This window comes from Chondrinema litorale (assembly GCF_026250525.1).
Taxonomy (GTDB): Bacteria; Bacteroidota; Bacteroidia; order Cytophagales; family Flammeovirgaceae; genus Chondrinema; species Chondrinema litorale.
Genome location: NZ_CP111045.1, coordinates 356,585 through 372,094, shown reverse-complemented (window position 1 = coordinate 372,094; position 15,510 = coordinate 356,585). Strand labels below are relative to the sequence as shown.

At 35.0% G+C, this 15,510-nt stretch carries 13 protein-coding genes; all 13 read left to right on the top strand.

What is annotated here, in order from left to right; all coding sequences use genetic code 11:
• The first annotated feature begins 18 nt into the window (after window positions 1-18).
• The 13 genes from OQ292_RS24395 (at window position 19) to OQ292_RS24335 (ending at window position 15,501) form a co-directional block, all read left to right on the top strand.
• Entirely contained in the window at window positions 19-1,527 is a 1,509-nt protein-coding gene (locus OQ292_RS24395; protein WP_284686600.1) for a RagB/SusD family nutrient uptake outer membrane protein, read from the top strand.
• A gap of 344 nt (window positions 1,528-1,871) precedes the next feature.
• Window positions 1,872-3,581, top strand: a complete 1,710-nt coding sequence (locus OQ292_RS24390) for a carboxylesterase/lipase family protein (RefSeq protein WP_284686599.1) — start codon at window positions 1,872-1,874, stop codon at window positions 3,579-3,581.
• A gap of 50 nt (window positions 3,582-3,631) precedes the next feature.
• On the top strand, window positions 3,632-5,983 hold the full coding sequence (locus OQ292_RS24385) for an alpha-L-rhamnosidase-related protein (RefSeq protein WP_284686598.1): 2,352 nt from the start codon (window positions 3,632-3,634) through the stop codon (window positions 5,981-5,983).
• A 394-nt stretch (window positions 5,984-6,377) separates the two neighbouring features.
• Window positions 6,378-7,031 carry an SDR family oxidoreductase gene (locus tag OQ292_RS24380; RefSeq protein WP_284686597.1) on the top strand — a complete coding sequence of 218 codons (654 nt, stop codon included), beginning with the start codon at window positions 6,378-6,380 and terminating at the stop codon, window positions 7,029-7,031.
• A gap of 167 nt (window positions 7,032-7,198) precedes the next feature.
• Window positions 7,199-7,594, top strand: a complete 396-nt coding sequence (locus OQ292_RS24375) for a (R)-mandelonitrile lyase (protein WP_284686596.1) — start codon at window positions 7,199-7,201, stop codon at window positions 7,592-7,594.
• 5 nt (window positions 7,595-7,599) lie between these two features.
• Window positions 7,600-7,827 (top strand): tautomerase family protein, encoded by a 228-nt coding sequence (locus OQ292_RS24370; RefSeq protein WP_284686595.1) that lies wholly within the window; start codon window positions 7,600-7,602, stop codon window positions 7,825-7,827.
• Between the two features lie 36 nt (window positions 7,828-7,863).
• On the top strand, window positions 7,864-8,637 hold the full coding sequence (budC, locus tag OQ292_RS24365) for a meso-2,3-butanediol dehydrogenase (protein WP_284686594.1): 774 nt from the start codon (window positions 7,864-7,866) through the stop codon (window positions 8,635-8,637).
• 344 nt (window positions 8,638-8,981) lie between these two features.
• Complete coding sequence (locus tag OQ292_RS24360) at window positions 8,982-10,457, top strand: formate/nitrite transporter family protein (protein ID WP_284686593.1); 1,476 nt, start codon at window positions 8,982-8,984, stop codon at window positions 10,455-10,457.
• A gap of 265 nt (window positions 10,458-10,722) precedes the next feature.
• Window positions 10,723-11,220: a cupin domain-containing protein gene (locus OQ292_RS24355; RefSeq protein ID WP_284686592.1), complete on the top strand. Its 498-nt coding sequence runs from the start codon at window positions 10,723-10,725 to the stop codon at window positions 11,218-11,220.
• A 63-nt stretch (window positions 11,221-11,283) separates the two neighbouring features.
• The gene (locus tag OQ292_RS24350; protein ID WP_284686591.1) at window positions 11,284-12,141 is read left to right on the top strand and encodes an aldo/keto reductase; all 858 of its coding nucleotides are present in this window, start codon (window positions 11,284-11,286) and stop codon (window positions 12,139-12,141) included.
• A 175-nt stretch (window positions 12,142-12,316) separates the two neighbouring features.
• Entirely contained in the window at window positions 12,317-13,084 is a 768-nt protein-coding gene (locus OQ292_RS24345) for an SDR family NAD(P)-dependent oxidoreductase (RefSeq protein ID WP_284686590.1), read from the top strand.
• A gap of 130 nt (window positions 13,085-13,214) precedes the next feature.
• Window positions 13,215-14,381, top strand: coding sequence for an esterase (locus OQ292_RS24340; protein ID WP_284686589.1), 1,167 nt, complete (start codon window positions 13,215-13,217; stop codon window positions 14,379-14,381).
• Window positions 14,382-14,583: 202 nt separating this feature from the next.
• Window positions 14,584-15,501 carry a helix-turn-helix domain-containing protein gene (locus tag OQ292_RS24335; RefSeq protein ID WP_284686588.1) on the top strand — a complete coding sequence of 306 codons (918 nt, stop codon included), beginning with the start codon at window positions 14,584-14,586 and terminating at the stop codon, window positions 15,499-15,501.
• Window positions 15,502-15,510 lie beyond the last annotated feature (9 nt).

Below are 15,510 nucleotides of genomic sequence, written 5' to 3'. Positions count from 1 at the left end.
TGAAAAATGAAAATACATATGAAATACTTTATTATAATAGCCGGATTCGCACTTTTTGCATTGAGTTCTTGCGAAGACTTTTTAGAAATACCATCAGAAACAGATTTATCTGCAACAACATTTTTTAAAACGCAAAGTGATTTTGAAAAAGCAGTAAATGGCGCTTATGCTCCACTGAGAACACTTTATGTAAGTGGACCAAACTCTGCAACAGGTGCGTGGATAATGGGAGAGATGCACTCAGACAATACCAGATATATATTTAATCAAAATTATCGAGCAGGTATAGATCAAGAACAAACTGCAGATTTTATTTACGATCCTGCCAGTGCTGCTCCTACAGGCAGATACCAAACCAATTATTTGGTGATTGCCAGAGCGAATGATGTAATTTCGAGAATAGATGATGTAGAGTTTGATGCAGCTGCAAAAGATGTAATTAAAGGAGAAGCCTATTTTTTAAGAGCACTATGTTATTTTGATCTCGTTCAATATTTTGGAGAAATTCCTTTGCATATATCGCCGGCAACTTCTTTTGATGATGTGGCTTTACCATTATCATCAGTAGATGAAGTATATGATCAAATTATTGAAGATGCTAGTCAAGCTGCTGCTTTGTTACCTGTTAAATCAAACCAACAAGCAGGTAGAGCTACTTCTGGCGCAGCAAATACATTGTTAGGTAATGTATATGTGGTTTTAGGTGACTATGCATTAGCAGAAAATGCATTAAAAGAAGTGGTAAACTCAAATGAGTATTCACTCTTGGCTAATTATGCTGATATATTTGATCCGGCAAATAAAAACCATACAGAGTCTGTTTTTGAAGTGCAGTATCTAGAAGGTACAGAAGGATATGCTAGCAATTTTATGTATTCGTTTTTTCCTCAGCCGATTACAGCAGACGAATTGTCTACACTTATGGGAAATTATAATGTTTTCCCTGAAAATGTGCAGGCACTTAACCAAGATGGATTTAATATACCAACTCCAGATTTAATAGCAGCTTACAAAGAAGGTGATTTGCGAGAAGATGCATCTATCGGTTATGGAATGGCAAATGGAAATATGTATCCATTCATATTGAAATATTTAAATCCGCATTCTACAGCAGGTATTACCAACGATAACTGGCCAATTTATAGATATTCAGAAGTGTTGTTATTGTTAGCAGAAGCTTTAAACGAGCAGAACAAAACAGCGGAAGCATTAGAATATTTAAATATGGTGCATAGTCATCCTAGAACTGGATTATCACCAATTAGTGCAAGCGATCAAGGTCAGTTGAGAGAGTTAATTTTAGATGAAAGAAGAGTAGAGTTAGCCTTCGAAAATAAAAGATGGCTAGATCTGGTAAGAGCTGGAAAAGTGCAAGAAGTAATTTCTAGTTATGGAGAAAATGTAAAAGCGAATCCTCAAGATTATTATTTCCCCGAAGGGTTTAATCCTGTGCCATCTTCTTTTACAGATTTTAGAACTACATTTCCGCTTCCGGCTTCTGAGGCTCTGCTAAACCCGAATTTTTAGAATAAGGTTAAATAAATTGTACAGTAATGGGTAATCGGTTGATTACTCATTACTATCTAGTTATTTTGAGACTATGCTAAGTAAATGTAGATTTGAACACGGCAAATAATGCACATGATCTGTAGATTTTATCTAAAAAGAAGATGTGTGTATCTTGATTTGCTAACTTATTGAAAAATCGATCAAGTGTAGATAATCAACCTGTGATAAGAAAGTAAATTCTTTTACTTTTTAAATTTTTATCAGGCAGATGCTCTGTGATTAAAATCAATTAATCCTGTAAAAGTCTCTCTGTTCTCTTACAGGAATGCTAATAGAATTTTAAAACATTCAAGATTATATTTATGAGTAGAAGAAAAGATCATATCAATTCAAAATTAAAGCAGGATGAAAGACGGAAATTCATCAAAAAAACCTCTTTAATAACTACATCAGCATTTTTACTACCAAATTTCGGATTTGGAAAAAGTACATCTGCTCTATGCTATGTAAATAATTTTGTAGAAGCAAAAACAAGCTATGGCAAAGTGCGAGGAATCACGGAAGAAGGAGTAAATCTTTTTAAAGGGATTCCATATGCTGGTAGTGTTTCTGGTGAGCAAAGATTCCGCAGACCGGCACCTTTGAAAGCTTGGAAAGGTGTCAGGGATGCCTTGCAATTTGGTGCACCGGCAATTCAATCTCCCCGAAGAAATGAGCCCGATCCCGCAGAGGATTGTCTCTTCTTAAATGTATGGACACCGGCCAACGATAATAAGAAAAGACCGGTAATGTTTTACAGCCACGGAGGTGGTTTTGTAATTGGTTCTGGTGCATCGCCCGGCCAAGATGGCTCCAATCTCGCTAGAAATTTTGATGTGGTAGTGGTAGAAACCAACCATCGATTGGGCTTATTAGGATTCTTGTATTTGGATGAAATAGCAGGAGAGGAATATGCAGGTTCAGGAAATATGGGAGTATTGGATATTACAGCCGGTTTAAAATGGGTACATGAAAATATTGCTGAGTTTGGAGGTGATCCCGATAATGTGATGATTTTTGGAGAATCGGGTGGAGGTGCAAAAACTTCTTGTTTGTATGCGATGCCAGAAGCTGCTCCTTATTTTAATAAAGCTTCTATCGAAAGTGGACCGGGAGTACGCATGCTATCCAAAGAAATGGCCAATCAAACCACTTTGTTAGTACTCAAAGAGCTAGGTATTTCTCCAAATAATTGGAAGAAGTTATTAGAAGTTCCTGCGGCAGATTTACTCAAAGTACAATCTCAAATTCCATTTACACCACCATATCAAGAAAAAACAAAAACAGGTGGAATTACAGAACCTAAAGCGGGTGGTTTTGGTCCGGTGGTAGATAGTGTCGCACTTTTGAATCATCCTTTTGATCCTACAGCGCCAAAAATATCTAAAGAAAAACCACTTATGGTAGGTTGGAACGAAGATGAATATACCTTCTTCGCTTGGGAGCGCAAAGATACAAGTTCTTTTAACCTTGATTTTGAAGGCTTGGCGACAAAACTAGAACCACAATTTGGAGAAAATACTTCTGAGGTAATTGCAGCATACAAAAAAGCGAGGCCAGAAGCGTCTGCAACTGATATTTTTGTAGCAGTGCAATCTATCGTAATGATGGGATTGGGCTCAATTGAAATAGCAGAAAAAAAAGCAATGCAAAACGGAGCTCCGGTTTACCTCTATAATTTCGGCTATAAATCGGAAATGAAAATACCCGGTACTGATTACCCGATGGGCACTCCTCATGCCATGGATATTTCATTCAAGTTTAATAATGAAGTTCCCCCTAAAGATGGAGAACCACCACGTATGAGTTTTGGTGGTAAACGTCCTGAGAAATATGAGGCATCTCGTAAAATGGCAGAATTATGGGCCACTTTTGCAAAAACGGGTAAACCAGCAGCCAAAGACGTACCCGAATGGCCAGCTTTTAATCTGGAAGACAGAGCCACCATGCGTATAGATGAGAATTGTGAAGTGATTTATGATAGATTTCATACTGAATTAGAGATGTGGAGATCAATTGGAAGGCTTCAATAAATATTCATTCAAAAACTTTAAACACACTTCAAAAAGATAATTTAACTACTATGAAAACCATCTTAACTGTATTACTGATCGTATCGAGTTACGTTTCTTTTGCACAATTTGGTGCACCTCGACCAGAGCAAAAATGGAAAGCAAAATGGGTAACTGTTCCAGAAATCGATGGTAGTTCAGCAGGCTTATATATCTTTAGAAAGACGATTTCTTTAAATGATGTCCCAGAAAATTTTGAGGTTTATATCACGGCAGATAATCGATACAAACTCTATGTAAATGAAAAACTGGTATCAGTGGGGCCGAGTTTGGGAGACCTTGAAAATTGGAATTATGAAACAGTTGATCTGGCTTCTTTTCTACAAACTGGTCAGAATATAATTGCAGTAAAAGTTTGGAATGAAGGCAAACTTAAACCAGTGGCTCAATTCTCTTGGAAAACAGGATTGATTATGCAAGGAGCTACAGAAAATACTGAAATAGTTAACACCAACGAATCTTGGAAATGTGCCCAAGATAAAAGCTATACACCTTTAGCTCAGAAAATTAGAGGCTATTATGCAGCAGGAGCCGGAGATCTTATTGATATGCATCATCAAATTAAAGGTTGGGAAACACAAGCCTTTGATGATAGCTCATGGAATAGTGCAAAACCTGTCTTTGAAGAAGTAACGAGTGGCTTTGGCTTTCGCCAAAGAGATGGCTGGCAATTAACACGCTCTATTCTTCCTCAAATGGAATTAACCAAACAGCGTTTATCCGCAACCAGAAAATCAGAAGGAGTAACTGTTCCTGATAACTTTCCTACTGAAAAAGTGGCCGTTACTATTCCTAAATCTACTACTGCGAAAATTTTATTAGATCAAACTGCACTTACAAATGCCTACTTTACGCTGATGTTTAGTGGGGGAGAAAATAGTGATATTACCATTACATATGCCGAAGCATTATTCGATAATAATGGCGAAAAGGGAAACAGAGATTTAATTGATGGTAAAACAATTCTGGGCAGAAAAGACAGCCTAGTTTCAGATGGTTCTATTAATCAGGTTTTTACCTCTCTTTCTTATAGAACCTATCGCTATGTAGAATTGAAGATAGAAACAAAGGAAAATCCGCTGGTTATTGAAGATGTCTATGGCACATTTACAGGCTACCCTTTTGAATTGAAAGCAAAAATAGATGCAGGAAAAGAAGAGTTGAATAATATGTTCGAAATTGGCTGGCACACAGCAAGACTTTGCGCAGTTGACACTTATATGGATTGTCCATTCTATGAAAGGCTACAGTACATTGGCGATACCAGAATCCAACATTTTGTTTCATTCTACAACAGTGGAGATGATAGACTTGCCAAAAATGCCTTGAACTTAATGGATTATTCCAGAAAACCAGATGGTTTTACTTTGAGTAGATATCCAGATACACAAAATCAAGCAATCCCTACTTATTCATTGTGGTACATCAGCATGTTGTATGATTATATGATGTATGGCACAGATCCAGACTTTATAAAAAATAAATTGTTAGGTTCTCGCCAGATACTCAACTACTTTATTAATTATCTGGATACAGACGGTTCCCTAAAAAATGTTCCCGGTTGGAATTTTACCGATTGGGTACCACAATGGCGCTTTGGCACTGCACCAACTAGCGAAGATGGTTCTTCTGCATTATTAGATTTACAAATGTTATTGGCTTTACAATCTGCTGTAGAACTAGAAAAAAATGCTGGAAGCAAAGAGTTCGCAACCTTATATAGTTCTTATGCGAATCAACTTTGCGAAACCATCAAAAGTAAATATTGGGATAGCTCTAAAACATTGTTTGCAGATACTCCAGAGAAAAATGTGTACTCTCAACATGCAAACTCATTGGCCATTTTAGCGGGTTTAACGAAAGGAGAAGAAGCTAAAAAAATTGGTGAAATAATGGTTTCAGACACAACCTTAGCTCCAGCATCAATTTACTTTAAATACTACTTGCATTTGGCACTAACCGAAGCCGGTTTAGGAGATGATTACCTAAGTTGGTTAGACATTTGGCGAAAAAACATCGAGTTAGGTCTTACAACTTGGGGTGAAACTTCTCAAGTAGAAACAACGCGCTCAGATTGCCATGCTTGGGGAGCTAGTCCAAATATTGAGTTTTTCAGAGTTATTCTGGGAATAGAAAGTGATGCGCCAAATTTCAAATCAGTTAAAATAGAACCGCACTTGGGAGATTTGAAAAACATAAGTGGAGAAATGCCCCATTCGGCAGGAATAATTGCAGTAAAATATAATAACAGTGGCAAAAATTTAAAGGCTGAAATTACCTTACCAGAAGGTATTAGTGGAACATTTGTCTGGAAAGAGCAAACATATGATTTAAAGAGTGGCAAAAACGAATTAAAGATTTGATAGAGTAATCAAGTCTTGAAAGATAAAGGAATGATAAAATTGATTATTACAATGATTATATCATTCCTTTTTTAGAATCTTAAAATCTTATATTTTTGTATCCACACCTCACTTCTCCAGCTATTTTAAAAATAGCTCAACCCATCTTTTTTTTAATTTTGGCTGCTACCAATAAATAATTAGTATAATTAATAAAGTTTGATTTTTATAACTATTGGTTTGATTTTTATAAAAACCATCTCAAGGCTCTCATGTTTATATAATACATTAATTACGAATAGTAACACTAATTAAAAGTTACACAAACAAACAATGATGATAGTTATTTGTAAAACATTTTAGTCAAAGATTCATCATTGATTTAAACCTTAACGAAAATAGACAAGAGAGAAAAATGAAGGTAATAATAATTGGAGCAAACGGTAAAGTAGGGAAACGTGTATTAAAGCAAATGGCAGATTCTGATAATTATGAGCCAACTGCATTTATTCGCAAAGAGGAACAAAAAGCTTATTTCACTTCTATACAAGTGCCAGTAATAGTTGCAAGTCTTGAGAGTAGCGAAGAGATAATTGCAGAAGCTATTAAAGGATTTGATGCAGTAGTATTTTGCGCAGGTTCAGGTGGTTCTACCGGTTATGATAAGACTATAGAAATAGACTTATACGGAGCAATAAAAGTAATTAATGCTGCGACAATAAGTGGTACTGACAGATTTATTATGGTTGGTGCAGCATTTTCGGATCAACCATCTTACTGGAAAGACGGAATGAAGCCTTACTACATCGCAAAACACTTAGCAGATAAAGAGCTTATTAGAAGTGGTTTAAATTATACGATTTTAAGGCCTGTGTTATTAACAGAAGATGCAGAAGCAGGCAAGATCATGTTACAATCCGATCCTAACTTATTAAACGATAAAATTTCGAGAGAGGCAGTTGCTGAAACAATCATAAACATTTTACCAAATGCAGATACCTATGGTAAAATTCTCGAAATGAGCGAAGGACCTTTAGAAATAGAAAGGGCTGTTAAGCAATTCGTTTAAAATCGATATCTATTAGTTCGAATCCTATAATAATTTGATTTATAAAAATCATCATTGGCATATTATGCCCTCTTTGAAAATTCTGATATAAACTCAAATAAATAATATTTAAAAATGGGGGAGATAATATCCTCCATTTATTACTAACAAAATAAACAACAAGAATCATGGAAATTATAAAGAACGGCGAACAACCATCAGTAAATCCACCTGAAGAATATTTTACAGGAAGTGTGAGACTAGACCCTCTTTTCTCTCAAAAAGAATCTACAAAAGGAGCAGGTTCTCTAGTAACTTTTAGCGCAGGTGCAAGAACAGCATGGCATACACACCCTGCAGGACAAACACTAATTGTAACATCTGGATTGGGATGGGTACAAAGAGAAGGTGGTCCTATCGAAGAAATTCGTCCGGGAGATGTGGTATGGTTTCCACCAAACGAAAAACATTGGCATGGAGCATCACCAGAAAAAGCAATGAGCCATATTGCTATTCAAGAAGAAGTAGACGGTGATGTAGTAAACTGGCTAGAAAAAGTATCTGACGAACAATACAAAAAATAAGAGAAATGCCACATATTCAAATAAACCTACTCGAAGGTAAGAGCGAAGAACAAAAGCAAAAACTCACTGAAGAAATAGTAAAAATAGCTAAAGAAATCTTGGATTACGGTGATGATGCTTTTTCTCTAAGCATAGAAGATTTTACTAAAGACGAGTGGAAAGACGAAGTATATCCGAATAAAGTAATGGCGAATAAAGATATTCTTTATAAAAAGCCCGGATATACAATGTAGTAATACATAACACTAACTAATAACATAAACAACACAATGAGCTTAAAAAATAAAATTGTAATAGTAACAGGTGCAGGCGCCGGAATTGGTGCTGCAGCTGCGAAAAAATTCTTAGACAATGGTGCTAAAGTTGTCTTAAGTGATTTAAAAGTAGAAAATGTAGAGCCAATAGCAGAAGGCTACGATAAAGATCAATATTTATTAGTTGCTGCTGATGTTTCTAAAGAAGAGGAAATCAAAAATCTTGTAAGTAAAACACTAGAGCATTATGGCCAAATTGATGTGTTGGTTAACAATGCAGGGGTTTACGGCGAAAGTGAGTTTACCGAAACTACTACCGATGAATGGAATCGTTTAATTGGTGTGGATTTAAACTCTGTGTACTTTACTAGTCGTGAGATTATTCCTCATCTTAAGAAAACCAAAGGTTCAATTGTAAATGTGTCTTCTCTATCAGGACTTGGTGGTGAAGCAGGTCACCCAATTTACAATGCGGTTAAAGGTGGAGTAACTAACCTTACCAGATCACTTGCAGTAAACTATGGTGAGTTTGGTGTGAGGGTAAATGCAGTTTGTCCTACATTTGTAAACACCCTCCTCACAAAAGAGATGCTGAAAAACGAGAGAACTGTAAGCAAAGTGTTAGACCGTATTCCTCTAAACAGAATCGCCGAACCTGAAGATATTGCCAAGGCAATTTACTTTTTAGCAAGTGATGAAGCCGCATTTATATCGGGAGTAAACTTACCAGTAGATGGTGGTGTAAATGCTTCTAGCGGTCATCCACTTAACATGGGTAGCTACGAGTAATTTTAAATGCTATATCTCATTACATAAATTGAGTTAAAGTAAAGGCAATGGACTTTAATAGTTCATTGCCTTTATGTTTAAAAAGTATGTAAAATGAGTTTGCCACTATCATATTCTTTTTTGAAAGTGTAACCCATCGAGGTATCTATAATAATGATAGAAGTAGGTCAATAAACCTTTGACCTTATGCATGGTTGTAATAGAAGTTGTTTTTCAACATTTCAAAAGCCAAAAAAGAAAGCCTTAGTTAAATGTGATTGAGCTACATGTTAAGTTGATAGACACTATTTAATAAATATTCTGTAGCTATAGCATCTTTCATTAGACATATTAAACCTTAATAAATGAGCGACATTCGATATTTTACTAATGATCTAAAAGATCATGTTAGAGGGGCAAAAGATGCTGTTGTTACAATTGAAGAATATGGTGATTTCGAATGTCCTTCTTGCCAAGATGTATTTCCAGTACTAAGGAGAATACAAAATAAAATGGGAGATAGACTCAAGTTAGTATTTAGGCATTTTCCTTTGGTAGATCAACATCCTAATTCTTTTAAGGCAGCAGAAGCTGCGGAAGCCGCTGCCGCACAAGGTGATGAAAAATTTTGGCTTTTGCACGATCGTTTATACGAATCACAAAATGCATTAACATTAGAAGACCTAGAAAAGTACGCTACTGAAATAGGTCTTGATGTTGAACGGTTTATTAAAGAAATTAAAGAGGGAGTTTATAAAGATTTAGTTGAAGAAGATATACAAAAAGGCAAATCTCAAGACGTTTCGGGCACACCAACAATTTTTATAAATGACGAAGAATATAGTGGTGCTCTAGAATATGAGGAGATTTTAGAAAAAGTGGCAGAAACAGGAGATTTTACAGATATATTAGAATCACTGGATAAGCAAAATCAAAAAATCCGAAAAACGATAGATCAATCCCAGCGAGGAGCACCAGCAGCAGGGCAAGCTGTTAGAGATCGATTCTCGTCTGATGAAATTTTTCAAAGAGTAATGGCCAGTGCCGATGAAGAAATAGATCGCAATGTAAAATTGCTGTTTTTTAGTGGATTGGCTGCCGGGTTAATCATTGGCGCAAGCTTTTTTGGTCGAGTTGTATTAACTACTGCTTACCCACAAGATTCTGTCGGGTTGGGTAATCTACTTTATCCTATTGGTTTTATTGCCATTGTTTTGGGAGGCTATCAGTTATTTACAGAAAATACATTAACACCAGTTACATTAGTTTTAACTAGGCTTGCAAGCATTCCAAGTTTGCTTCGTCTTTGGAGTATCGTTTTGTTTGCCAATGTAAGTGGAGCAGCAATTGGTGCTCTTTTGTTTGCTAATACCGGGGTTTTTAGCTCAGAAGCTGCAGAAACAGCCTCCAAAATAGGAGAACATGCTCTTAGTTTTTCAAAAATCACATTGTTCTATAAAGCAGCTGTAGCGGGGGGGTTAGTAGCTACTATGGTTTGGTTAGTTCATGCTGCAAGAGATACGATATCTAGACTTCTAATTATCTATATTGTAATGATCTTAATTCCAGCCGGAGAATTGTTTCATTGTGTAGTTGGAGCTTTTGAAATTTTTTACCTTGTTTATGTAGGATCAGCCAGTTTGCTTACTGTATTTATAGACTTTTTTATACCAGTTGTTTTAGGTAACATTATGGGAGGAGTGATTTTCGTAGCTTTTGTAAACTATGCCATGACATCTGAGAGGTCTATTCCCAGTTACAATTTTCGAAATAAGTTATGCTTAAAAGAATGGATTCTAGGTAATCACTTAGCTAAGCATTTAGATCAAAAACAAGAATAAGCTTCTAATAATATCATCATTTAAATTAATAAAGGTATAACCCATTAATTGGAAGTTTTTGATAATTATTAGACAGTTCTAAAGTAGAATGAACCTTTAAGTTTGATTTTTATAATTATTGGTTTGATTTTCATAAAACCAAGATAAATCCTCTTGGTTTAATATATAGTAAGTTACTCAAGAAAAGTAATCATTACTAAATACAGATTGACATTTATAAGAATACTCAAATCTAAATATGAAATTTTTGCAAAAAATGATAACAATGAAACTAATACAAAAAAATACCCTAGCAATACTACTTGGTTTATCTCTAGCAATAACTTCGTGTAGCCAACAAAGAAATGATGTTACAGAAGGATCTACCAGCGATGATGAAATAGAATTCATTTTTCCTAAAGGTAATAAAGGTGCAGAGAAAAACTTTACTGGCAATGCCTACAACTATGGACTTTTAATGGATAGCACACTTACTACTATTGTAGGAAATGTTTATTTTGAACCTGGTGCAAGAAGTAATTGGCATACACATCCGGCAGGTCAAATTTTAGTGATTACAGATGGCGTAGGTTATCACCAGATAGAAGGGGAACCAATTCAAGTAATGAAAAAAGGTGATGTAGTAAAGTGTCCACCAAACACCAGACACTGGCATGGAGCAAGTCCAGACAAAGGCTTACAGCAAATGTACATTTTACCTAACATTGAGAATGGCATTGTAGAATGGATGGAACCAGTGACTGACGAACAGTATAAACTTTAATAGAAACTCAATATAAATAAGCCTGAAAAAGGTTTAGTAATTTTTTTAATAACCAATTAAACTATGATTTTACAAGAAAAATATAAGCTAAATAACGGAGTAGAAATCCCTAAACTAGGATATGGTACTTGGATGATTGAAGATGCTGCTTCAGTAGATGCAGTTAAAGACGCTATCAAAATCGGTTATAGACATATAGATACAGCACAAGCCTATCAAAACGAGCGTGGAGTTGGTAAAGGGATTAAAGAATCTGGTGTAAACAGAGAAGAAATTTTTGTAACAACCAAGCTAGCTGCTGAAGCTAAGTCTTATGAAGAAGCTAAAAAAGCCATCAATGGTTCTTTAGAGAAGCTAGGTTTAGATTACATCGATTTAATGATTATTCACAGTCCTAAACCATGGGCCAAATTCGAAGAAGAAGACAGGTATTTTAAAGGTAATCTAGAAGCATGGAAAGCCTTAGAAGAAGCCTATGAAGCAGGAAAGATAAAAGCCATTGGTGTATCTAACTTTATAAAAGAAGATTTAGATAACATACTGGGTAATGCTAAAGTACAGCCAGCAGTTAACCAAGTTCTTGCTCACATTAGCAATGTGCCAACTGAGATGATCGAATATGCAAAATCTAATGATATATTGATCGAAGCATTTTCTCCAATAGGCCACGGTGAGTTATTTAAAAATGATAAAGTAGCAGCAATTGCTAAGAAATATAATGTTTCTATACCTCAATTAGCTATTCGCTACGATTTGCAATTAGGTTTACTTCCATTGCCTAAAACAGCTAATCCAGACCATATGAAATCTAATGCTGAGGTAGATTTTGTGATTTCTGATGAGGATATGGAAAGCTTAAATAACATGGAAGAAATTAAGGATTACGGAGAACACAGCAACTTCCCAGTATTTGCTAAATAATCAAAAGTTTTCAATCAAAATATAAACAAGTGGGTGGCTATAACTCTGTACATTTAGAGTTGTAGTGCTACTTGTTATACAAGCCAAAATTTTGGCTCACTTCAAACTAAACTATATAAATTAATCAAGCAGGTCATTTTCTTAAATGATTATAACTGCTTTAAAAAAAATTAACATGAAAAATTCATTAGAAGGTAAAACCGCAATAATAACAGGTGCAAGTAAAGGGATAGGTAAAGCTATTGCCGAGTTATTTGCAGAGGCAGGTGCTTCTGTAGTATTAACTGCAAGAAAAGAAGACGAATTAAACGAAACAGTAAAAGGAATTACGTCTAAAGGTTATTCAGCTATTGGAGTTGTAGCTGATGTCGGAGACCCTAAATCGCCAAAAGAAGTGTTTAATAAAACCATAGCAGCATTTGGTCAGGTAGATATTTTGGTAAATAATGCCGGATTTGGTGAAATGGCAAGTATCGAAGAAACTACTGACGAACATTTTGAAAATACCTTACAGGTAAATCTATTTGGAGTTTTTAGATATAGTAGAGAAGCTATACAACACTTTTTACCAAAAAATAAAGGTGTTATTATCAACATTTCATCTGTTAATGGGAATAAGCCAGTTAATGGTATCTCATACACTACCAGTAAAGGAGCTTTAAATACTATGACCAAACATCTTGCTATGCGTTTTGCCGGTAGTGGTATTCGAATCAATACTATAGCTCCAGGGGTTACTGTTACAGATGCTTCTAAGGCATGGAAAAACGGAGAGCAAGAAGGTGGCGAAGAGATGATGAAAGTAACTCAAAGATATGTAAATCTTGATGTTGATGAAGCAGACCCGATAGATATGGCATATGCAGCCTTGTATTTTGCTAGTGATGTTTCTAAAAAAACCACTGGCCAGATATTACAAATTGATAATGGTGGATGGTTATAAGCTTTTATATTTTGATAAATAACTGCAACTTAGAAACATTACTACAGGGCATTGAAATATCAATGCCCTATGCTTATTAATAACAAAACTACCTCAGATAAAATTATTTACTTTTTTAAGCTTATAGAAAATGAAACCCTTAAAAATTACCATCACAATTAGATTTTTATCCTTAGCGATTTTACTATTTGTTGTTAGCTATACTTATGGGCAACCACCCAGACCAAAACCCACCCCAAATGATACATTACAATCGGTTCGGGTATTAACTAATGGCAAAGTAATGTTTAGCATTTATGCTCCCAAAGCATCCAAAGTTACTATTGATGGAGATTTTTTAAGCCTTTCAGGTAGCGTATTTGGCCGACAAAAAGAGATGAGTAAAGCAGATAATGGAGTTTGGACTTTTACGAGCGAGGTACTTCCTGCTGATGCTTACACATATTCATTTATAGTTGATGATGTTAAAACATTAGATCCCCGCAACACTCTTTTAAAAGAAAGTGAAAACAGCCACGATAATTATTTTGTAATGGAGGGAGAATCATCTGAATATTGCCAGAATTTAAATGTACCGCATGGTAAGCTAGAGGAATTGTGGTTTCACTCATCAGTAACCGATAAAATGACGCGATTTCATGTATATACTCCTCCTGGCTACGAGAAAGTGACAAAAGAACTACCTGTATTAATATTACAACATGGTGGCGGAGACAACGATGCTTCATGGGCAACAATAGGTAGGGCTAACTTTATAATGGATAACCTTTATGCTAAAAAGGCTGCTGAACCAATGGTTATTGTTATGCCAATGGGACACCCCGGAGAAGACTTCTATGCTGGTTTAGGAGTAAAAGAAGATCCCTATTACACACAATTGTTTGATGAAATTATTCCGCTAGTCCACGATAAATATCAAGTAAAAAAAGACCGTTACAGTACTGCTTTTGCAGGATTGTCTATGGGTGGTTTACAGGCATTAAACGTTGCATTATTTACTCCTGAAAAGTTCGGTTATGTATTACCCTTGAGTACTGGCTTTTTTGAACAACAGCGAAAAGATTTAGTAAACAATTATGAAGAGGTTTTAAAAAATCCTGAAATCAATAAATTCAAACTATTTTGGATTGCCATGGGTGGTAAAAGTGATATTGCTTACGAAAATGGAGAAGCTGTAAAGAAAATCTTTGATAAATATGAGATAAAATATCAAACCAATACTTATGATGCTGGGCATACTTTTATTACTTGGCGCCATAATTTATTAGAGTTTGCACCATTGCTATTTCAAGATTAAATAGTACATAGATTTAGAGGATGTTTATAATTCATTTAAAAGAAATACCAAATAGGTTGACGTTTGTATTTTGCAATTATCAGTTTGATTTTTGTTAGTAAATACTTATTTTAATTTGCTCCTTTGTTCAGGTTAATCTTTAAAAGAACTAAGGATGCATATAATATGGAAATGTTTTTTTAATGAATTAGTTAATCAGCCAATGGATTCCGCAGAATCGATAGAAGAATTTTATCATCGTAAGTTTAAATTGTTGCCAGAAAGTTTGGGTAAAAATGTTGGTCACTTTAATATATTTCATATAGCACCATTCAGAGAAGGTAAAGTTACATCTGTACCTTATAGAAGAAGGGATTTTTATAAAGTGATGTTATTAATAGGAAGAAGCCAAGTACATTTTGCAGATAAAGTATATAAAATAGAAAAGCAGGCTCTAGCATTTTCTAATCCATTAATTCCATATAAATGGGAACAACTAGACAAGATGTTTGACGGCGTCTATTGTATTTTTAATCCACAATTCTTTCAGCAATATAGTCAGTTTGGAGATTATGAGTTATTTCAACCTACTGGTAATCATATATTTGAATTAACAGATGCGCAAACCAGCGAGATTCAGGAAATATTCGATAAGATGGAAACGGAATTCAATTCTGGTTACAAATATAAGTTTGATGTTATTCGAAATAGAATTTTAGATTTGATCCATTATGGTTTAAAATTAGAACCTTCAACTTCTATTTACAATGATTCAATAAATGGCTCTTATCGTATTTCTAAGCTTTTTATGGAATTGTTAGAAAGGCAATTTCCTATAGATGACAGCCACACTTCTATCAATTTAAAGTCACCTTCAGAATTTGCCGAAAAACTTAATGTTCATGTAAACACATTAAATCGAGCGGTAAAACTAACAACCAGTAAAACTACTTCAGAAGTAATTGCCGAACGCATTGTAAAAGAATCAAAAATACTGTTGAAACATACGAATTGGAATGTTGCTGAAATTGCCTATGCATTAGGTTTTAAAGAAGCGCCTCATTTTAATAATTTTTTTAAGAAACACATGGAATTGAACCCATTAAAATATCGGAATGCTAATAGCAGGAGCCGAGTTTGATTTTTGCAA

Bases quoted from the DNA above. Each gene is read 5' to 3' on its own strand.
- OQ292_RS24355 (WP_284686592.1), top strand. From the start codon at position 10,723: ATGAAACTAATACAAAAAAATACCCTAGCAATACTACTTGGTTTATCT.
- OQ292_RS24395 (WP_284686600.1), top strand. From the start codon at position 19: ATGAAATACTTTATTATAATAGCCGGATTCGCACTTTTTGCATTGAGT.
- OQ292_RS24390 (WP_284686599.1), top strand. From the start codon at position 1,872: ATGAGTAGAAGAAAAGATCATATCAATTCAAAATTAAAGCAGGATGAA.
- OQ292_RS24335 (WP_284686588.1), top strand. From the start codon at position 14,584: ATGGATTCCGCAGAATCGATAGAAGAATTTTATCATCGTAAGTTTAAA.
- OQ292_RS24375 (WP_284686596.1), top strand. From the start codon at position 7,199: ATGGAAATTATAAAGAACGGCGAACAACCATCAGTAAATCCACCTGAA.
- budC (WP_284686594.1), top strand. From the start codon at position 7,864: ATGAGCTTAAAAAATAAAATTGTAATAGTAACAGGTGCAGGCGCCGGA.
- OQ292_RS24370 (WP_284686595.1), top strand. From the start codon at position 7,600: ATGCCACATATTCAAATAAACCTACTCGAAGGTAAGAGCGAAGAACAA.
- OQ292_RS24380 (WP_284686597.1), top strand. From the start codon at position 6,378: ATGAAGGTAATAATAATTGGAGCAAACGGTAAAGTAGGGAAACGTGTA.
- OQ292_RS24360 (WP_284686593.1), top strand. From the start codon at position 8,982: ATGAGCGACATTCGATATTTTACTAATGATCTAAAAGATCATGTTAGA.
- OQ292_RS24385 (WP_284686598.1), top strand. From the start codon at position 3,632: ATGAAAACCATCTTAACTGTATTACTGATCGTATCGAGTTACGTTTCT.
- OQ292_RS24340 (WP_284686589.1), top strand. From the start codon at position 13,215: ATGAAACCCTTAAAAATTACCATCACAATTAGATTTTTATCCTTAGCG.
- OQ292_RS24345 (WP_284686590.1), top strand. From the start codon at position 12,317: ATGAAAAATTCATTAGAAGGTAAAACCGCAATAATAACAGGTGCAAGT.
- OQ292_RS24350 (WP_284686591.1), top strand. From the start codon at position 11,284: ATGATTTTACAAGAAAAATATAAGCTAAATAACGGAGTAGAAATCCCT.